Annotated in this window: 18 protein-coding genes; 11 read left to right on the top strand and 7 right to left on the bottom strand. The window is 64.5% G+C overall.

The window, feature by feature from the left end; all coding sequences use genetic code 11:
• The first annotated feature begins 65 nt into the window (after positions 1 to 65).
• The 3 genes from thiC (at position 66) to Pan44_RS09860 (ending at position 4,042) form a co-directional block, all read left to right on the top strand.
• On the top strand, positions 66 to 1,943 hold the full coding sequence (gene thiC / locus Pan44_RS09850; RefSeq protein WP_197453986.1) for a phosphomethylpyrimidine synthase: 1,878 nt from the start codon (positions 66 to 68) through the stop codon (positions 1,941 to 1,943).
• A gap of 242 nt (positions 1,944 to 2,185) precedes the next feature.
• Entirely contained in the window at positions 2,186 to 3,259 is a 1,074-nt protein-coding gene (gene bioB / locus Pan44_RS09855; RefSeq protein WP_145029659.1) for a biotin synthase BioB, read from the top strand.
• A gap of 36 nt (positions 3,260 to 3,295) precedes the next feature.
• On the top strand, positions 3,296 to 4,042 hold the full coding sequence (locus tag Pan44_RS09860) for an MBL fold metallo-hydrolase (RefSeq protein WP_145029661.1): 747 nt from the start codon (positions 3,296 to 3,298) through the stop codon (positions 4,040 to 4,042).
• Between the two features lie 58 nt (positions 4,043 to 4,100).
• On the opposite strand, the gene Pan44_RS09865 is transcribed toward Pan44_RS09860, so the two are convergent.
• Entirely contained in the window at positions 4,101 to 6,503 is a 2,403-nt protein-coding gene (locus Pan44_RS09865) for a hypothetical protein (RefSeq protein WP_145029663.1), read from the bottom strand.
• A 225-nt stretch (positions 6,504 to 6,728) separates the two neighbouring features.
• On the opposite strand from Pan44_RS09865, the gene sppA reads away from it, so the two are divergent.
• The 3 genes from sppA to gatA all read left to right on the top strand — a co-directional run bounded on the left by sppA (position 6,729) and on the right by gatA (position 9,708).
• Entirely contained in the window at positions 6,729 to 7,751 is a 1,023-nt protein-coding gene (sppA, locus tag Pan44_RS09870) for a signal peptide peptidase SppA (RefSeq protein ID WP_145029665.1), read from the top strand.
• Positions 7,752 to 7,759: 8 nt separating this feature from the next.
• A complete protein-coding gene (gene gatC / locus Pan44_RS09875; protein ID WP_145029667.1) occupies positions 7,760 to 8,059 on the top strand; it encodes an Asp-tRNA(Asn)/Glu-tRNA(Gln) amidotransferase subunit GatC in 300 nt (99 codons plus the stop codon).
• A 200-nt stretch (positions 8,060 to 8,259) separates the two neighbouring features.
• A complete protein-coding gene (gene gatA, locus Pan44_RS09880) occupies positions 8,260 to 9,708 on the top strand; it encodes an Asp-tRNA(Asn)/Glu-tRNA(Gln) amidotransferase subunit GatA (RefSeq protein ID WP_145029669.1) in 1,449 nt (482 codons plus the stop codon).
• 8 nt (positions 9,709 to 9,716) lie between these two features.
• On the opposite strand, the gene Pan44_RS09885 is transcribed toward gatA, so the two are convergent.
• On the bottom strand, positions 9,717 to 10,112 hold the full coding sequence (locus tag Pan44_RS09885; protein WP_145029671.1) for a response regulator: 396 nt from the start codon (positions 10,110 to 10,112) through the stop codon (positions 9,717 to 9,719).
• A 190-nt stretch (positions 10,113 to 10,302) separates the two neighbouring features.
• Between Pan44_RS09885 and Pan44_RS09890 the strand changes: the two genes are divergently transcribed.
• On the top strand, positions 10,303 to 11,820 hold the full coding sequence (locus Pan44_RS09890) for an NAD-dependent epimerase/dehydratase family protein (RefSeq protein WP_197453987.1): 1,518 nt from the start codon (positions 10,303 to 10,305) through the stop codon (positions 11,818 to 11,820).
• 45 nt (positions 11,821 to 11,865) lie between these two features.
• Here Pan44_RS09890 and Pan44_RS09895 read toward each other — a convergent pair whose 3' ends face one another.
• Entirely contained in the window at positions 11,866 to 12,774 is a 909-nt protein-coding gene (locus tag Pan44_RS09895; RefSeq protein ID WP_145029675.1) for a GYF domain-containing protein, read from the bottom strand.
• Between the two features lie 45 nt (positions 12,775 to 12,819).
• Positions 12,820 to 13,728, bottom strand: a complete 909-nt coding sequence (locus Pan44_RS09900) for a DUF1559 family PulG-like putative transporter (RefSeq protein ID WP_145029677.1) — start codon at positions 13,726 to 13,728, stop codon at positions 12,820 to 12,822.
• Positions 13,729 to 14,048: 320 nt separating this feature from the next.
• Between Pan44_RS09900 and Pan44_RS09905 the strand changes: the two genes are divergently transcribed.
• Both Pan44_RS09905 and Pan44_RS09910 read left to right on the top strand, forming a co-directional pair.
• On the top strand, positions 14,049 to 15,278 hold the full coding sequence (locus Pan44_RS09905; RefSeq protein WP_145029679.1) for a Glu/Leu/Phe/Val family dehydrogenase: 1,230 nt from the start codon (positions 14,049 to 14,051) through the stop codon (positions 15,276 to 15,278).
• A 138-nt stretch (positions 15,279 to 15,416) separates the two neighbouring features.
• The gene (locus tag Pan44_RS09910; RefSeq protein ID WP_145029681.1) at positions 15,417 to 15,647 is read left to right on the top strand and encodes a hypothetical protein; all 231 of its coding nucleotides are present in this window, start codon (positions 15,417 to 15,419) and stop codon (positions 15,645 to 15,647) included.
• 82 nt (positions 15,648 to 15,729) lie between these two features.
• Here Pan44_RS09910 and Pan44_RS09915 read toward each other — a convergent pair whose 3' ends face one another.
• On the bottom strand, positions 15,730 to 16,269 hold the full coding sequence (locus Pan44_RS09915) for a hypothetical protein (RefSeq protein ID WP_145029682.1): 540 nt from the start codon (positions 16,267 to 16,269) through the stop codon (positions 15,730 to 15,732).
• Between the two features lie 313 nt (positions 16,270 to 16,582).
• On the opposite strand from Pan44_RS09915, the gene Pan44_RS09920 reads away from it, so the two are divergent.
• On the top strand, positions 16,583 to 16,948 hold the full coding sequence (locus Pan44_RS09920) for a co-chaperone GroES (protein WP_145029684.1): 366 nt from the start codon (positions 16,583 to 16,585) through the stop codon (positions 16,946 to 16,948).
• Between the two features lie 217 nt (positions 16,949 to 17,165).
• Complete coding sequence (locus Pan44_RS09925; protein ID WP_231754269.1) at positions 17,166 to 17,666, top strand: GNAT family N-acetyltransferase; 501 nt, start codon at positions 17,166 to 17,168, stop codon at positions 17,664 to 17,666.
• A 29-nt stretch (positions 17,667 to 17,695) separates the two neighbouring features.
• On the opposite strand, the gene queC is transcribed toward Pan44_RS09925, so the two are convergent.
• Complete coding sequence (gene queC / locus Pan44_RS09930) at positions 17,696 to 18,385, bottom strand: 7-cyano-7-deazaguanine synthase QueC (protein ID WP_145029686.1); 690 nt, start codon at positions 18,383 to 18,385, stop codon at positions 17,696 to 17,698.
• Between the two features lie 87 nt (positions 18,386 to 18,472).
• A complete protein-coding gene (locus Pan44_RS09935; RefSeq protein WP_145029688.1) occupies positions 18,473 to 19,834 on the bottom strand; it encodes an MFS transporter in 1,362 nt (453 codons plus the stop codon).
• Position 19,835: the final 1 nt, after the last annotated feature.

Genomic DNA, 19,835 nt, shown 5'->3' on the forward strand with positions numbered 1-19,835 from the left:
GCCGTTGATTGAAGGAAACCGCGACTGGTCTTTCCCACCGGTTCGTGATCGAAAGGAAGTGTTCGATGTCCCAGTCCGCCAATTACGTCCTGCCCCCGCTCGGACTGAACCCCTCCACCACAGCCGCCGGCACCACCCCCGGCTCGTTCGCCCGCAAGCCGACGATCGCCCCCGGTCCCGAAGGCCGCTACACGTTCGCATCGCCCGACACACCCGGGATGCCCGAACCCTCCATGAAAACCGCCTGGGACTTCCTCCCCGACGGCTGGGCGACGTTTGTCGATGCGGCGGATCAGGCAACTTGCGTCTCTCGGGATCCGGAATCCGGCCTCCGACCCTATTCATTCAAGCAGTCCGACGGCTCAACGCGACACGTCACTCTCGACAAGCGCTGGAAAGGATTCCAACCCGTCACCCAGTTGGAATACGCCCGCCTCGGCATCATCACCGGACCGATGAAGCGCGTCGCCGAGCGCGAACCGCATCTCACGCCGGCCCAGGTCCGCGACGAAGTCGCCGCCGGCCGCATGATCATCCCCGCCAATATCAACCACCTGAAATACCAGCTCGACCCGATGGCGATCGGCCGGGCGTCGAAAACCAAGATCAACGCCAACATGGGGGCCTCCCCCGTCTCGTCCAGCACCGATGAGGAAGTCGACAAGCTGAAGTGGGCCGAAAAATGGGGCGCCGACACGGTCATGGACCTCTCGACCGGAGGCAACCTCGATGAATGCCGCGCGGCGATCATCCGCAACAGCACCGTCCCCATCGGCACCGTCCCCATCTACTCGATGATCATCGGCCGGAAGCTCTACGACCTCGACGCCGAAACGATCCTCGCCACCCTGAAGCACCAGGCGCAGCAGGGCGTCGACTACTTCACCATTCACGCCGGCGTGCTCCGCGAACACCTCCAGTTCGTGAAGAAGCGGCTCATCGGCATCGTCTCCCGCGGTGGCTCGCTCCTCGCCAAGTGGATGATCGATCACGACGCCGAAAACCCGATGTACACCCTCTGGGACGACATCTGCGACGTGATGCGCGGCTATGACGTCTCGTTCTCGATCGGCGACGGCCTCCGCCCCGGCGGACTCGCCGACGCCACCGACCGCGCCCAGCTCGCCGAACTGTGCACTCTCGGCGAACTCACGGAACGCGCCTGGCGCAAGGGCGTCCAGGTCATGATCGAAGGTCCCGGCCACGTGCCGTTCGACCAGATCGAATACAACATGAAGCTCCAGCGCACGCTCTGCCACGGAGCCCCGTTCTACGTCCTCGGCCCGCTCGTCACCGACATCTTCCCCGGTTACGACCACATCACCAGCTGCATCGGCGCCACCTCCGCCGGCTTCCACGGCGCCAGCATGCTCTGCTACGTCACGCCCAAGGAACACCTCGGTCTTCCCAAGAAGGACGACGTGAAACAGGGCTGCATCGCCTACAAGATCGCCGCCCATGCCGCCGACGTGGCCCTCGGCATCCCCGGCTCGCGCGACCGCGATGACGAACTGACGAAGGCCCGCGCCGCTCTCAACTGGGAGAAGCACTTCGAGCTCAGCTTCGACCCCGACACCGCCCGCGCCTATCACGACGAAGACCTCGACGTCGACACCGACTTCTGCGCCATGTGCGGCCACGACTGGTGCAGCGTCCGCATCTCGAAAGAGATCGTGGAATTTGCCAGCGGCAAGGAGGATGGATACCAGTGGAAGAAGGCCAAGGTGACGGCCGCTCTCACCCCCGAGCAGCAGCAGATCCTCGCCTCACGCGGCAACCTGAGCCCGGAAGAAATCCACAAGCTGGCTTCGAAGACGAAGAAGGCCGTCGGCGCCAAGGAAGGCGAAAAAGCCTCCTGCCACAGCGACTATGTGGATGATGACTCGGCCAAGCGCCTCCAGGAACGCTCCCTGCCGCTCGTCGAACTCAACACCACGAACTAACCGGCCCGCTCGCAGGCCGTTGGCGGATCCTCGTTCCCAAGCTCCGCTTGGGAACGCCCCGCCCCGAAGCTCCGCTTCGCGCCACAAGCGCGGAAACTCCAACCAGAACGCGCCCATCGTCTGGCGCGCTCCCCGACTTGCCAACCACCCGATTGCGACCCCCCCAACCACCCCGATACACTCCGCCCGCCCCTTTTTGCGGGCCTTTGTGAGTCGCGAAGCGTTCAACGAGGTAGCTCGGAATGTCGGTTGGTTCGGTCGAAACTGAGGTCGGTTCGCGGTGGCATGCGCTGGCGGCAAAGGTCCTGTCCGGCGGAGAAATCTCCCGCGACGAGGCCCACGAAATCCTCGCCTGCCCGGATGTCGAAATGCCCGACCTCCTCGCCGCCGCCTTCCGCATCCGCCGGAAGCATTTCGGCCTGAAGGTCCACTTCTACTACCTGAAGAACGCCAAGAGCGGTCTCTGCCCCGAAGACTGCAGCTACTGCTCCCAGTCCAAGATTTCCGACGCCCCGATCGAACGCTACTCGATCGCCAACGAACGCGTCCTCCTCGAAGGCGCCCGCCGCGCCAAGGAATCGCAGGCACGCACCTATTGCATCGTCGCCAGCGGCCGCGGCCCAGGCGACCGTGAAGTCGATCACGTCTGCAACACCGTCAAGAAGATCAAGGACGAAACCGGCCTCCACATCTGCGTCTGCCTTGGCCTCCTGAAGCCCGATCAGGCCCGCCGTCTCGCCGAAGCCGGCGTCGACCGCGTCAATCACAACCTCAACACCAGCCGCCGCTTCTACGAAGAAATCTGCACCACCCACACCTTCCAGGATCGCATCGACACGCTGAATGTCGTCCGCGAAAGCGGCATGGAGCTCTGCTCCGGCCTCATCGTCGGCATGGGCGAAACGCCGGAAGACATCGTTGACGTCGTCATGGAACTCCGCGGCCTGAAGGTCGAGTCGATCCCCGTCAACTTCCTGCACCCCGTTGACGGCACGCCCCTCGCCCAGAAGGCCGACCTCAACCCCCGCGAATGCCTCCGGGCGCTCTGCCTCCTGCGGTTCGCTCACCCGACCGTCGAGATCCGCATCGCCGGCGGCCGCGAACTGAACCTCCGCTGGCTGCAGCCCATGGGCCTCTACCCGGCGAATTCCATGTTCGTCAGCGACTACCTGACGACCAAGGGCCAGCCGGCCGACGAAGATTTCAAGATGGTCCGCGATCTCGGATTCGAAATCGTCACCGGCGATCACATGGAGTCGCCCTGCGATTCGCACGACGACTGCGAACTGGAAGCGGCAGAGGCTGCAACAGCCTGATCGGTTTGACCTCCCCTGATTGGCAACGGGTGTCTCGTGCGAGTCGTCCTCCTCGGAACCGGCGGCTATCACCCCAGTGAGGAGCGGCATACCGCGTGCATCATGCTCCCGGAAGCGGGCCTTGTGCTCGACGCCGGGACCGGCGCGTTCCGCATTCCGCAGCACCTGGCGACGCGGGAACTCGACGTCTTCCTGTCGCACGCGCATCTCGATCACGTCGTCGGGCTCACCTATCTGCTCGCCCCCCTGGCGCTCAAGCAGCTCGATGCCGTCCGCGTCCATGCGACCGACGTGGTCCTCAAGGCACTCCGTGAGCACCTGTTTTCAGCCCCGCTGTTTCCCGTGATGCCTGCGTTCGATCTCCGGCCGCTCACCGGCTCATCTGTGGAGCTCGCAGGTCTGCGCGTCCGCTGGCAGGTTCTCGCCGGGCACCCCGGCTCCTCCATGGCCTACCGCATCGAGTCGACCGCCGGACCAGCGAAGTCGCTCGCCTATGTGACCGATACCGTCGCGGATGGAACCTACCGCGAGTTCGTCCGCGACGCCGATGTCCTGATCCACGAATGCTACTTCCCAGACGCCCTCGAAGAGTGGGCCGTGAAGACGGGGCACAGCACGACGTCGAAAGTGCTGGAACTGGCGCGCGCAGCGAACGTCGGCCGGCTGGTGCTGGTCCATGTCGACCCTCGTTCCAGCGGCCCCGATCCCCTGGGACTCGCCGGTGTCCAGCAGGTCTTCACCCGCGTCGAAGTGGCGCGCGACGGGCTGGAAATCGACTTCTGAAAACGAAAACACCCCGGATGCTCGGAAGCAGCCGGGGTGCTGGAACTCGCAGCGTGCGTCACTTGTTCGCGTAGGCCGCGGGGTTCGCGACGAACGTGTCCTTGTTCTCGGGCGACGCGAACAGGTACAGCCGTCCCTTGAACCAGGCCGAATTGTCGAGCACTCCCTCGACGGCGTCTCCCGACTGCTGGTGGATCACCACGTCGTACCCGTTGCCGGCCGGTGTGTACTTCTCCGGATCGGCCAGGAACGTCTGGAGCGCCTCGGCCGACGACAGGGCATACACCCGCCCGTTGTGCTGCACGCGGAACTGCGACTGGCCATCGGCCAGATCGCGATGATCCCGCAGGCGGACCGGGCAGAATCCCTTCAGACCCTGCATCCCCTTGCGCGAGGCAATCTGCTCATACTTCGACTGCGTGTAGCTGCTTCGCTCAGGGACGTTCGACGGCGCCGCGGGCGAATCCGACACCGGCTGCACGTTCGTCGAGATCAAGGCCGGAGGTGCAATCTCCGTCGGCTCAGGAAGCGGAACGGGCAGCGGAAGCGGAACCGGATCGACGGCCGCCGCAGCCTCCCCTGAAGGCTCGACCGCGACCGGCGGGAAGAACATGCCGCGATTCTCGCGAGCGGCGACCGGAGCCCCAGGCTCGGCCGGCAACTCTTCGAGCGACCGCCCGGTATAAGGGCCAGTCGACTCGACCTTCGTGCTCGGAGCGGCAGAGTCGGCCAGCTCGTTTGTCACGACCGGTTCGGAGGCCGGAATCGGAGCGGCCGCAATCGGCTGTTCCACCGTGGCGGACGCCTGTTCGGGAACGACGTTCTTCCCCGGAGAGAAGCCGCCGGCCGCGATGCCACCCTTCTTCAAGGGAGCCGGCGTGATGGCCGGGGCGTCGACCACCGTCGCTTCGACCTTCGCTTCCACCTTCGGCGTCTCGACCGGAGCTGGTTCTTCGTCCTTGAACAGCTCACTCGCCTGGGTTTTCGCCTTCGCGGCAGAACCGACCGTCGCAGCGGCGGCGACCGGCAGCGTCCGCACCGCAGGCGTCACGACGGGAGGCGGAAGCTCTTCCACCACCGGTGGGACCACCGGCGTTTCCGGGTTCGTGAACCGGGCGATCTCCGCCATCGCCGGATCCTGCTCCGGCCCCGGGACATCGGCGCTCGGCGCCAATGGAAGATCGTCGCTGTTGGCCAAGAGCTGGGCAGCCGGGTTCGGCACATACGGCTTCGGCTCGACCGGCGGCTCCTGGGCAGCCGGAGTGCTGCTGCCGAAGCGGCCGAGGAAGCCCTTCTTCGGAATCTTCGGATCGGCCGCCATCTCGTAGTCGGTTTCAATCGGCGTGCCGACAATCAGATCTTCCGCATCGGGCAGTTGGATCGGCTCCGGCGCCGGCTCCACGTTTGGAGGAACGACGCCCGCCGTGATGATCGGCGTCGGCTGCTGCTGGGCCGCCGGACCAGGATACGCGAACCCGTGTCCGACAGGCTGCTGAAGCTGCAACTGCGGCTGCGGCTGCGGCGGAATCGCAACGAATGACTGCTGCGGCACCACCATCGGGGTCAACGACGGACCGGACGTCCGCGGCTGACTCGGCGACTCGTCAAACTCCAACCCATCCAGTTCCTTCTCGGCCAGGCCCTCTCCCGGGAAGAACTCCGGATCCTCATCAGGCTCGGTCGAAATTGGCTGCGACACAGGAACCTGCGGCGAAACAGGAACCTGCGGAGGAGCGGCCTGCGGAACGTAACCAGCTGTCGGGGCGAAGCCCGGCTGGGGGTAGTAGCCCTGCGGCGGCGCGTATCCGGCCGGCGGGGCGTATCCAGGCTGCGGCACATACCCCGGAGGAGCATAGCCGGGCGGTGCATATCCCGGAGGGGCATAACCCGGCGCTGCGACGTAGCCCGGAGGCACAGCGTAGCCCGGCTGCGGAGCATAACCGGCCGGAGGCGCGTACTGGGGAACCGGTGCCGGAGCCGGCTGCGGGGCCATCCCCGGCATCTGCGGAGCCTGACGCCCCGATTCTTCATACAGCCGCTGAAGCTCTCGGGAGACGGCGCTCCCCTCCTGACCCGTCATCTGCTGCTGAAGCGCGTTGTACTGCGGCGGCGTCTGCGTCGCCGGCGCTCCGGCCGGGTAGTACACCGGCTGCGGAACATAAACCGGGGCCGCAACCGGCTGGGCCGCGGCCTGCGGAGCAATCACCACCGCCTGGCGGGGCGGCTGCCGCCGCAGCCCGACCACGTTGATCGACGCATCCGACTGGCGAACCGACGGCGTAGCGCTTGCGTTTCGCCCCGGGGCGACCAGCGACTGCTCGGCGTTGGCCGGCTTCTCTTTGCGAGCCGGAATCAGTCCGCCGTGAGCCAGCGGAATGATCGCCATCGACAGACCGGCGGTCGTCACACCGGTCGCCATCCAGCGGGCCAAACGATCTACAGATTGATTACGAACCGTCATACAGCCGCTCCCTGGCAAATGGCCCGCACGGCCGTCGGATTGGACCTGTTCACCAAAGTCCATACGATCGGTCAGCACGGCGTCGACCGTTTTATCGTCGGCCCGGCGGACGATCTGTGACGGCTCTAAGGGCCGAAGCGATTGTTTTCCCTTGCAAGAATCGTCGCTGACCGTGCTTACGGCTTTGTCGGCAAGCTCACCGCGACTTACCAGGATTGCCATTTGATGCCGGAAGCCCCTCCGTATTACGTCCCTCCGCCCCCTCCGCCAGCCCCTCCGCGATCCCGCAAATGGCTGGTCCGGCTGCTCGTATTCCTTTTGCTGCTCTCACTTCTGGCGAATTTCGCCCAGTCCGTGGCCTTCCAGGAATACGCCTCCGGAGAGAAGCCCTACGAAAAGTTCCACTCGGGAGAATTGATCGCCACCGACAAGATCGCACGGCTGGAAATCAGCGGCGTCATCATGCCGCCGTCCACCGACCGCTGGCTGAAGGCGATCAAGAAAATCTCGGAAGACGATGCGGTCAAAGGGGTCGTCCTCATCATCGATAGCCCGGGCGGACTCGTGGCCGACAGCCACCAGATCTACCACCGCCTCCAGAAGCTCGCCGAGAAGAAGCCCATTGTCGTCTCGATGAAGCGGCTCGCCGCCTCGGGCGGCTACTACGTCGCGATGGGAGCCGGACCGAAAGCGAAGCTCTTCGTCGAGCCCACCACCTGGGTCGGCTCGATCGGCGTGATCGTTCCGCGCTACGACGTCTCCGACTTCGCAAAGCAGTGGGGCATCAAGTCCGAACCGCTCGTGACCGGCCCGCTCAAGAATACTCTCGATCCCCTCAACCCCATGAAGCCGGAAGAGGAAGCGGTCTGGAAAGCGATCATCGACGACGCATTCGCACGGTTCGTCAACGTCATCGACACCGGCCGCGCCAGGTTGGATGACGCGGCGATCCGCAAACTCGCCACGGGGCAGATCTACACCGCACAGCAGGGGCTCGAGAACGGGTTGGTCGACGTCATCGGCTACGACGACGACGCCACCGAAGACCTCAAGACGCAGCTGGGACTCAAGTCCGCCCGGATCGTCGAATACCAGTTCCCCACCGGGCTCTTCGATGTGCTGAGCGCCAGCAGCGAGTCCGCCGCCTCGTCTTCCGCGGCCATCGATCCCCTGAAGCGGCTGTTTGAAGCCAACGTCCCGCGCGCCATGTACCTGTTCGGCTGGCGTCCCGGCATGGCCCAGGAGTAGAAGCAGACATGTCCGATGAACTCACCCCCGATGTCGTCCGGCGAGTCGCCCGGCTCAGCCGGCTGAAACTCGACGAACCTCAGGTCGCGAAGCTCGCAAACGAGCTGTCGAAAGTGCTGCACTACGTCGACCAGCTCAACGAGCTCGACGTCTCGAACGTCGAACCGATGGCCCACGCCATCGAGCTGACGAACGTGTTCCGCGCCGACGATCCCCGGCCATCGCTTCCCCGCGAAGCCGCCCTCTCCAACGCCCCCAGGTCCGACGGAAAGTACTTCCTCGTCCCGCCGATCCTGGATGAGAAGTGACCTTGTGGAGCTTTTCAGAGAATGAACTGCGAATGTCGTTCTTCGAAGCAGGGCGCCCTTCTCTGATCAACTCCTGGCAGGGACATCACCCTCGAGTCGAAGCCACGGTTCATTCTCGCTGAGGCCCCGTCCTCTGTTTTTATCCGTCTCATCCGTCTGATCCGTGGTTCTCTTTTTTCTGACGAATTGTTCGTGGCTCCATGACGTCTGACCTGATCTCCCAACTGACCTCCGGCGCGCTCACCTCCGTGGCTCTCACAGAGCGCTGCCTGGCCCTGATCGCCCAGCGCGATGGAGCGATCGGCGCATTCCTGCATGTCGACCGCGAAGACGCCCTGAAGCAGGCCGCCGAGGTCGATGCGCGCCGCGGCCGCGGCGAAGCCCTCGGCCCCCTCGCCGGCATCCCCATCGCCATCAAGGACGTCCTCTGCCAGACCGGCCAACCGACCACCTGCGCCAGCCGCATGCTGAAGTCGTTTGTCCCTCCCTACGACGCACACGCGGTTACGAAGCTGAAACAGGCCGGGGCCGTCCTCCTCGGCCGGGCGAACATGGACGAGTTCGCCATGGGCTCGTCCTGCGAGAACTCGGCCTACAAGGTCACGCGCAATCCCTGGAACCTCGACCGCACCCCGGGTGGCTCCAGCGGCGGCTCCGCTGCAGCCGTCGCCGGAGGAATGACGCCCCTCTCGCTGGGAACCGACACCGGGGGCTCGATCCGCCAGCCCGCCTCCTTCTGCGGCGTCGTCGGCATGAAACCGACCTATGGCCGTGTCTCCCGCTATGGCCTCGTCGCGTACGCCAGTTCACTCGACCAGATCGGACCATTTGCCCCCGATGTGTTCGGCGCGGCGGCCCTCCTGGAAGCGATCGAGGGGCACGACCCGCGCGACTCCACTTCCGTGAACCGCCCCGCGCAAGGCTACACGAAAACTCTCGAACAGCCCCTGGCCGGCCTGCGCGTCGGCGTCGTGCGGGAGCACTTTGTCGAAGGCCTCGACGCCGACGTCGCCGGAGCAACGCGCCAGGCGATCGACGTCTACAAGTCGCTCGGCGCCACCGTCGTCGACATCTCGCTCCCTCACTCGAAGTACTGCATCGCCGCCTACTACCTGATCGCGTCGTGCGAGGCGTCGAGCAATCTCGCGCGGTACGACGGAGTCCACTACGGCCACCGCGCGGCGAACTTCGACGGCATGATCGACATGTACGCCGCATCCCGCGGCGAAGGCTTCGGCGAAGAAGTCAAGCGGCGCATCATGCTCGGTACGTTCGCGCTCTCCTCCGGTTACTACGAGGCCTACTACCTCAAGGCCCTCAAGGTCCGTCGACTGATCCGGCAGGATTTCGACAAGGCGTTCGAGCAGGTCGACCTCATCGTCTCGCCCGTCTCCCCGACGCCCGCCTTTCCCCTCGGCTCCCTGACGACCGACCCGCTGGCGATGTACCTCATGGACATCTACACCATCAGCGCCAACCTCGCCGGTCTCCCGGGAATCTCCATCCCCTGCGGCTTCAGCAGCGACGGACTGCCAATCGGCCTGCAGCTTCAGGCCCCCCCGTTCGAGGAAGAACGGCTGTTGCGCGCCGCGCGCATGTACGAAAAAGCCACCAGCTGGACGCGCCTCGCGCCGACGCCCGCCGCGTGAACTTCGCGTTACGGAAGCCGCTCCTCACCGCCGCTGCGTTTCAGCGCGACGCGGATTTTCTCTGCCGTCTCGGGCGACCGCAGTGCCCCCTTCCCGAATCCCGGCAATGCCCCCTTGGCGACCGCCTCCGCCTGCGCGTCCGCTTTGTCGCTGACGAGCATCACGGGAACGCCAGGAGCCTGCGCCTGCAGTTCTTCGAGCAGCGCGACGCCTGACGAACCATCCATGTCCAGCCGGCGGTTCACCAGCACGAGGTCATATTTCTCGGAGGCCACCCGGCTCAGCGCATCCCGCGCACTGTCGACGCTGTCGACCTCCGCTGAGTGATCCTGCTCGAAAAAACGCTCGAGCGAGGCGCTGTCGAAGCCACACTGGCCCACACTGAGCACGCGGGAAGAAGCCATTTCACGAATCCCAGTACCTGCGACACGGGCCGATCGATTCGCGATTCGACACGGACGCTCCGTCCACGAAGTTCCCTCACCGCGCCCTGGCGGACGCTCGGCCTGATGGTAAACCGAAGCGCCCCACTCGCAAGGGGGGATGCGGCCCGCCAATTGCTCTGCCTTCGCGAATCCGAAGGAGAAAATCGCGATGTTGCTGCTGGTCACAGGGGGAACCGGCGTCGTCGGACGCGGAGTGATCCCCGAATTGCTCGCCGCCGGACACCAGGTACGGTTGCTGTCGAGACACGCCGAAGAGCAGGCCGCAGAATGGCCCGCCGGTGTGGAGTGCCTCAACGGCGATGTCACGGACCCGGCCTCCCTCGATGAAGCGGCCCGTGGCTGCGACGTCGTGATCCACGTCACCGGCATCGTCGATGAGAAGCCGCCGGAGATCACTTTCGAACGGGTCAACGTGGAAGGAACGCGCCACGTTCTCGAGGCGTCCAGCCGGGCCGGCGTGAAACGCTTCGTGTTCATCTCCTCGCTCGGAGCCGATCGCGGGACGTCCCCCTATCACCGATCGAAGATCGAGGCCGAACAGCTCGTTTCCAGGTTCCCGCGGGAGTGGGTGATCCTGCGTCCGGGCCACGTCTTCGGCCCCGGCGACGAGATGATTTCGATGGTCCTCAAGATGGTGAGGACGTCGCCCGTCGTTCCCGAGATCGGCCTGGGACAGCATCGCTTCCAGCCGCTGTGGTTCAAGGATTTCGGCAAGGCCGTCGCGAAGTGCGTGACGCGCCCCGAGCTTTCCAGGCAAATCCTCGAAGTCGCCGGCGCCGAAGTGATCACCGTGTCCGAGCTTCTCCACACGCTGTCCGAACTGACCGATCGACCGGCGCTCCCGCTGCCGCTTCCCGCGTTCCTTGTGAAGAGCACGCTCTGGGCCTTCGAACGCGGCCGCCGGTTCCTCCCAGGCCAGGCGGAGCTCCCATTGAACGAATCCAAGCTGACGATGCTCGTCGAAGAGAACATGATCGCCGAAGGCGGGCCCAACGCCCTCGTCGACACGCTCGGCATCCCGCCGACTCCACTCGCCGATGCCCTCCGCGAACTGGCCGACACGCTGCTTGAGAACCCGCTGCACACCGGTGTCGGCCGACTGGAACACAAGCAGTTCTGGATCGACCTCGCGGACGCCGCCGTCGACGCCGAAGGGCTGATGACGTTGTTCAAGACCCGTATCAACGAGGTGATGCCCATCGATTTCAGTGCCGAGCCCGGCGCACCGCAGCAGGTGGAGAACGGCGCGACCCTCTGCGCACACCTCCCCGGGCGGGGCAACATCCAGGTCCGCGTCCATCAATGCGATCCCGATCGGGTGACGTTCACGACCGTCGAAGGGCATCCGCTCGCCGGCGTCGTCAGCTTCTTCGCCGAAGGTCGCAGCCCCGGACTCCGTTTCACCGTCGAGACCATGGCCCGACCCGCCAACACGCTCGACTGGATCGCCATCAACCTTGCCGGCCGCTGGTTTCAGGACCTCACCTGGCAGAACGTGGCCGCCAGAATGGGCGAACTCAGCGGAGGCCAGTCTCCAGACGGCGTCCAGACCAAGGCAAGGACCGTCGAAGGAGAAGAGGCCCGCCAGATCGAACAGTGGGCGGACGACTTCATCGCCACGCGGCGTCGCGAAAAGATGGAAGAAGAAATCGCCCTGAAGAACTGACGCGCCACGTCCCCGTTTCGAGCGAGCAGTCCTCAAGGCAGCGACTCAACCGCGGCCGCGGCCAATCGCCCACCAGCCCAGGAACAGCCCCACGAGGATCGTGTCGATCACAATGATCGCGATCATCTCGGTCGATCGACTCGAGACGGCCGGCCGGCCATCGTTCGGAGTTTCAAACGTCGCGGTCGATCCGGTCAGGAAGTCCTTTGCGGCTTCGAGTGCATGATCGACCCGGCGCCGCGCCGACGCGTCCGACTCCTCCGTCAGCGTCCGCATCTCGCGCGTGGCGAACAGCATCTCCCGCCGCGCTAAAGCCGACTTCCTCGCTGCGGTCGACGATCCAGACACCGGCCGTTCGCGCAGCATCCGTTCCAGGTCGACCTGCATCGCTTCCATCTCGGCCGCCAGTTCCTCCGGCATCGGCTTCTGGTCGTTGTGAATCGCCTCCACCTGCCGCCACATCGCATCCAGACGGTGCAGACGAGTCGCATCGCTGGGCGACCAGGACACGAACCGGATCGCCAGCGTCGTGACAACCGCAACCGCTGCGACGATCGTCACCAGCATCCGTCCACGGCGACCGAGCCAGCCGGTCAGAGTCTCGAACGTCTGGACCACCAGCTGTACCAGCCCGCTGGCGAGTCCGCTGGCCATCTCCGACAGCCGCTCGAACACGCCGCGGAAACGGGACGCCTTCCCGGCAGACAAACTGGATTGCAGTCGGCGCGAGGCCGCGGTTTCAAGCAGCCGGGCCGCCGTCGCTGCGGGAGAATCACCGGCCGAGTTGAGAAACAGCTTCCGGATCTCGGACGCGGGAAGCCATTCCTCCGCTCCTTCAAGACGCACGGCATCCGAGTCGGCGAGCCGCTGTTTGAGGACAAGCGCTTCGAGTTCCTCGGTCACCAGCGGACCGCGGACGCGCTCGTTCGACCTCCAGTACCACAGTTCGCTCATTCCACCTCGGCCACGCACCCCGCCAGAGCGGAACGGCGACTCCGCTCAGTACAGCTGCTCAGTTTCGTCGCCATCAATGCTGGCGGCCGCCTTGTAGGTGATCAGGTCGATCGTGTCCGACAGAAAACGGACGCCGCCGTCCCCCATCAGCACATGCGTCCCCCCCGGATGCTCGCTTCCCAGGGAGATGTCATTGAACCCGGCGCCGTTGTTGAAGAACGTCTGACCGATCGACGTCAGAACATTCTTGCATCCGCTCATCGGGTTGCCGTTCACGCCGCGAACCCACGTGCGATAGCTGTTGGCTTCCGACCACGAAATCTCGCCGACGACGAACGTGTTCGATGCCCCGTCAGTGATATCCGCGGCCTTCTTGTTCGACTGGGCGCTCAACAGCCCCTGGTCGCCGAACGGACCGAACCCCGGAACCAGCCGGTATTCCCCCCCGCCGGGCTTTTCACCGCGGGGTCCCATGATCCCGTAGTAGTGCGTCGTCCAGGGATACTGATCGTCGACCTTGTCGAGCGATGTCTGGGAATGCTCGATATCGCCCGAAGGGCAGAGATATGCGTCAATGCGGGCCAGGCCGTGCGGATTCCCTTTGCCGTTGGGAGTCGCCGAGAAGTATTTGCCGTGGCCGAAATTGAACTGCGCGTACAGCGGGCCCTGATCCATCTGGGGCAGGATGAAGACATGCCAGCTCAACTCGTTCGAGAAGACCCCCCCCGGCGGAAAAGAGTTGTGGACATCGTGGTAGTTGTGCAGCGCCAGACCGATCTGCTTCAGATGGTTGGAACATTGCGTGCGCCGGGCCGCTTCCCGCGAATCGGCAACCGCGGGCAGGATCAGCGCCAGGATGATGCCGATGACCCCGATCGAGACCAGAAGTTCCAGGATGCTGAAGCCATCGCGCGATCGAGACGGCCCTCGATCCTGATCCGGACGTGCATTCATAACGGCCAATTTCTCAAGTCAGTAGTCAGTAACGAGTATTCTTCAGCTTAGCGTTCCCGGGAAAGGGACGGTAGGAGATTCACCGGCGGCCACGCCGCTCCCGCAGCGAAGTGCGGCCGGATCCTCACATCGGTCTACAGTCGAAAGCCGGTCCGCACAAACATCCCGATTCCACAGCCCCGGCAAAGAGGGCAAACCCTCCCGATAAGCCGGAACTCAGGTTCCGATGCGCATCCGAACTCGCGGTTGACGCACTCCGCCGAAACACGTTCTCCTTCCACTCGAATCCTGCCCGCTGCACACATGGGAGCCCGCCTGCGATGAGCGCCGCCGACGATGCACAACGCTATTTCGACCATGCTGCCGAGGTGATGGGGCTCTCGGCCAACATGCGCAAGCTGCTCTCGACGCCCCTCCGCGAAGTGCGAGTCCAGGTCGCCGTCGAGATGGATGACGGACAGGTGCAGACCTACATCGGCTACCGCATCCAGCACGACAAGGCCCGCGGGCCGATGAAGGGCGGACTCCGCTTCCATCCCGAAGTCGACACGGGCGAAGTCTTCGCGCTCGCCAGCCTGATGACCTGGAAAACCGCGGTCGTCAATCTCCCTTACGGCGGCGCGAAGGGAGGCATCGCCATCGACCCGAAGAAGCTCAGCCAGGGCGAACTCGAACGAATCACCCGGAAATTCGTCGACGAAATCCACGACGTCATCGGCCCCGATAAAGACATCCCCGCCCCCGACATGGGAACCAATGCCCAGGTCATGGCCTGGATCATGAACCAGTACGAAAAGTACCACGGCTTCAGCCCCGCCTGCGTCACCGGAAAGCCGGTCGACCTCCATGGCGCGGAAGGTCGCGAAGAAGCGACCGGTCGCGGAGTCGGCATCATCGCCCGCTGCCTCGCCGGGCGGCTCAAGAAACCGATCACCGGCATGACCGTCGCCCTGCAGGGCTTCGGAAACGTCGGAAGCTTCTGCGCCAGGTTCCTCCACGAAATGGGAGCGAAGGTCGTCGCGGTCTCCGATGCCTTCGGCGGAGTCCGGAACAGAAACGGGCTGAATATCCCGAAACTGCTCGAGTACAGCGCCACCAACGGCAAGGTCTCAGGCTTCCCCGAATCCGACGAGATCTCGAACCCCGAACTGCTCGCCCTCGACGTCGACATCCTGATCCCGGCCGCGCTCGGGGGAGTGCTCCACAAGGGAAACGCCGCGGACGTCCGCGCCAAGGCCATCATCGAGGCAGCCAACGGCCCCACCACTCCCGAAGCGGATGAGATCTTCGAGAAGAAGGAGATCATCGTTGTCCCCGACATCCTCGCCAACGCCGGCGGCGTTACCGTGAGCTACTTCGAATGGGTCCAGAACCGCCAGTACTTCAAGTGGAAGCTGGACCAGGTTCGCGAACAGCTCGAAAACGTCATGTCCGAAAGCTTCGATCGCGTCTGGAGCGTCGCCGAGGAAAAGAAGGTTCACCTGAGAACCGCGGCCTACATCCTCGGAATCGGCCGAGTCGGCCGCGCCACCGTCACCGGCGGTATCTGACCCACGCCACAAGCCGTAGGGCCGGCTATGCCGGCCGTCTTCCACGAGTTGCGCCCAGATTCATTCCTGGTGCAAAGCCGCCCCGGCATGCCGGCTGCTTAACGAATTCGGAACACGAATTCGCCCCGGGAGCCCTTCATGGCTGTTCGCAAGTCGTCCACCAAGTCGTCCGGTCGCTCAGGGAAGAAGGCCGGCGGCGCGAAGCCCAGGAACTCACTCGTCGAAAACATCAATCGCCAGAAGAAAGCCGGGAAGAGCCGCTCCAAGAAGGATTCGACAATCTCCGCCGAGTCCTATAGCCAGATGCAGCAGGGCTGGCCCAAGTCAAAAAAACGGAAGGCCAAGGCGAAGGCGAAGGCGAAGAAGTAGCGGACACGCACAGCCCAGGGGTGGCACTGGCTCCGCCAGTGCATCTCACGCTGCAACCGCCATCAAAATCGACGCCCGAACCCTATGCGTCGAGCCCGCGCTCCTTCCGGATCCGTCTCACCTCTCCGACCACTTCCGCCACCAGCCGCCCGTTCTGTGAAATCGCGGCGTATTCGAGCCCGGACACCAGCAGGTTCAGGCCCACCAGCGCCATCGCCAGCGTGAAGTGGATCGTCGACGTCATCGTCGACGCAGCTGTCGGCAGAGGATCGGCGGACGCGCCGAACGCCCCGGTGACGATCACCAGCAGCATGCACAGCACCATTCCCGGGATCGCCTTGTACTTCAGCCGGATGTTCCGCTGCCGGAACCGCTCGTCCAGCCGGTAGGCCGTCGTCGTGTCTTCCAGCCAGCGCCCGGTCCCCATGAAGTAGGTCAGCACCACCGCATGCAGCATGAGGACAAGCAGCGACGCGCCCAGTGCAACCAGCAGGTGCATCGAGACCGCGTGCTTGACCGCCTGCAGGTCCCGCGACTCGTCATGCACCCCCAGCCCGTACCAGACGGCGGCCGCCAGCGCAAAGTTGGCGGCGATCGACAGCGTCAGGAAAATTCGGTTCACGGCGTGACAGACGGTGCGTCTGTATTAAGGGAAACCCTCATACCGGCCGGACTTTTTTGAACGGCGGCGTCAATGGGCGCTATTCTCTTCAAACACGGCCTGACGTGCGAACCTGTCCAATCGGCGTACGGTCGATTCTCACAAATGCTTTTGAAGAATCGGAAGCAATCACTTGTCGTCCTGCCTTCCCCTCGCTCGTATACTTTGCCAGTGCATCAGATGACCTTTCCGATGTGCAGCGTCACCTTGAGTGAGCGACTCGCCGCTGTCATCCGGATCGAACGTCTCGGCGCACGCATGAGAGGTAACAACCATGGCGATCCACGAATATGTCGAACCGCTCGGTCCGCGGATCCTCATTCGGAAGGATGAGGGACGCCAGAAAACCCGGGGCGGAATCGTTCTTCCCGACAGGGCGGAAATTCCCACCATCACCGGCCGCGTCGTTGACGTCAGCGCGGAAATCGCAAACGCCGAAGACTTCCCCGTCCGTAAGTACGACAAGGTCCTCTTCCATCCCAAAAACGCGATTCCCGTCGATCTGGAATCCGATAACGTCCTCTACGTCGTGCCGGCCGAAGATGTCATGGCCGTGTTCCGCCGCGGACCCGCCAAGAAGAAGCGGGAAACCCCGGCCGTCGGCGGTGACGTTGCGGACTCTGACGATTCCGTAGAGTGAGATCACACCCGGCCGCCGGGAAACCGGCGGCCGGGAGCAAGTCAACGCGGAGGGAACCAGCGAGGCAGTCGGTCGGTCTTTCCAGAACGGACGATTCCCGCTATTCCACCCGCCTTAGGAATGTCCCACGGTTCACAGGTGAACGAGACTCGTCTCGTCGCCTGAACCGTGGGGTTTCGCATTTCAGGGTTTCGACTTTTTCCGCGAGCTGTTTCTGATGGCAAACGTTGCCTGGATGGATCTCCCCCTCTTCTCGGACGCTCTCGACCACGGAGCGACGTCCATGACCGAACCCGCCCCTGAAGCGTCTTCGACCATCCGTCCCGCCCGGTTCGATGACCTGGAAAACATCGAAGACCTCATCGAGCCCTTCGTCGATGGCGGCAAACTCCTCCCGCGCACCTGGGACGAGCTGCAGAGCCTCGTCCCCACCGGATTCGTCTGCGAATCGAACGGCCAGATCATCGGCTTCGCAGCCCTCGAGATCTATTCCCGCAAGCTCGCCGAAATCCGCAGCCTCTGCGTCGCCCGCAGCGCACAGGGGCAGGGCGTCGGCAAGCGGCTGGTGAAGGCCTGCGTCGACTTCGCCACCGATCGCGCCGTCTTCGAAGTCATGGTCGTCACCTCCACCGAAGACTTCTTCAAGAACTGCGGCTTCGACTTCACGCTCCCCGGCGAGAAGAAAGCCCTCTTCATGCAGACGCGCGAACAGCCCTGACGCTTCGTCGTCGACGCTGCCAGCGTCGTTTACGGCTTCAACGCCGGATCCGACAGCCCTGCCTCAGCAAAACCCTTCGCCCGCAGGATGCAGGAATCGCACGCCCCGCAGGGCCTTCCTTCGGGCGTGGGGTCGTAGCAACTGTGCGTCAGGCCGAAGTCGACTCCCAGCTCCACGCCGCGGCGGATGATCTCCGCCTTCGTCAGCCGGATCAGCGGCGTGTGGATCTGGAACCGGCCCTTTCCCTCCACACCCACCTGCGTCGCCAGATTCGCCAGCGTTTCAAACGCCGCGATGAACTCCGGCCGGCAGTCGGGATAACCGCTGTAGTCGACCGCGTTCACGCCGATGAACAGGTCGAACGCCCCCAGCGTCTCGGCCCAGCCCAGCGCGATCGAGAGAAACACCGTGTTTCGCGCCGGCACATACGTCACCGGGATTCCCGCCGACATCGTTCCTTCGTCGCGATGCTTCGGAACTTCGATGTCCGCCGTCAGCGCCGAGCCCCCGATCGACCGCAGGTTGAGGTCGATCACGACGTGCTTCGCCACCCTGAGCGCATCGCACACCCGCCCGGCCGCCGCGAGTTCTTCGTCATGCCGCTGCCCGTAATGGAACGACATCGCGTAGCACTCGAATCCCGCCGCCCGCGCCTCGGCCAGCGCCGTCGCCGAATCGAGCCCTCCGCTCACCAGGATCACCGCTCGTTTCGTCGCCATTCGCTCTCACCCTGCCGATTCAGTTCTCCGTGAGTCGCCCTCACGCCTCCGGCAAGTTCTAACGCATCACACGCCACTTCGGCGCGGTCACGTCGGCGCCACCGGCGGCAGCTCCGACGCCGCGTTCATGCCGGCCGCCGTATCCGGCAGGATTCCGCGTTGGACGTAGATGGGCCTCGCGTGCCGCCGAAGCCGCCTCAACTGGCTGGCGAACGCCCCGCCCGCGGTCAGAACCACCACCCCGGAACCGAGCACAACCGCGCTCGGCCCGAACCGGGCCGCCAGCCAGCCGCCGAGCAGGCTGCCGAACGGCGCCGTCCCCTGGAACGCCATCCCGAAGAACGACATCACTCGCCCCCGCTTGTCTTCGTCCACAAGCGTCTGGATCAGCGTATTGGCCGCCGCCATCTGCACCATCATCCCCGCGCCCGTCAGCACCAGCAGCACGCACGAAATCCACGCCGTCGTGCTTTCTGAAAACCCGATCAGCCCCGCCCCCAGCATCAGATTGGCCGCGATGATCACCTTCCCCAGACCCAGCACCGTCGACCGCGAAGCCAGGTACAGCGCCCCGCCAAACGCCCCCAGTCCCATCGACGCCGAGAGAAAGGCCAGCGTATTCGAGCCCCCATGCAGAACTTCCGCCGCAAACACCGGCAGCAGCACGCTCTGCGGCATCGTCGCGAAACTCACCACTCCGATCAGGAGGAGCAGGGCCCGGATCGGCGGGAACCCGGCAGCGTAACGCACCCCCTCCACAAAATGCCGACCGACCGACGCCGCCACATGCAAGCGCGGCCGCGCCGCGATCCGCATCGCCACCAGCGCAACGATCACCCCCAGGTAGCTGACCGCGTCAATCACGAAACACCACGCCTCCCCCACCGCGGCGATGATCATCCCGCTCAGCGCCGGCCCCACCAGCCGCGAGCCGTTGACCAGCGACGAATTCAGCGCAATGGCATTCGGAAGGTCTTCTCGCTTTTCGACCATCTCCACCAGCAGCGCCTGCCGCGCCGGCATGTCGAACGCGTTGATCACGCCCTGGAACAGGTTCAGCCCCGCAATCAGCCAGATCGTGGCCTCCGCCGGCTCGCCGAGAAACGCCACGATCGCCAGCGCCACCGACTGCACGAACGACAGCACCTGCGTCGCGATCAGAACCTGCCGCCGGTCCCAGCGATCGACAAAAACGCCGGCCACAGGTCCTAGAAAAAACGTCGGCGCCAGCCCCGCGAAATTCACCACGCCCAGCAGCCAGTTGGCATTCGCGCCGCTCAGCCGGAACACGAGCCAGCTCGACGCCATCCGCGTCATCCATGTCCCGACAAGCGAAACCGCCTGACCCGCAAAGAACAGCCGGTAGTTGCGACTGCCCAGCGCCCGCCCGAAATTCCGTAGACGCGAAGGAGCGACGACCGGCCGGCTGTGTTCTTCGTCCAGATTCATC

It is taken from the genome of Caulifigura coniformis (assembly GCF_007745175.1).
Lineage (GTDB): Bacteria > Planctomycetota > Planctomycetia > Planctomycetales > Planctomycetaceae > Caulifigura > Caulifigura coniformis.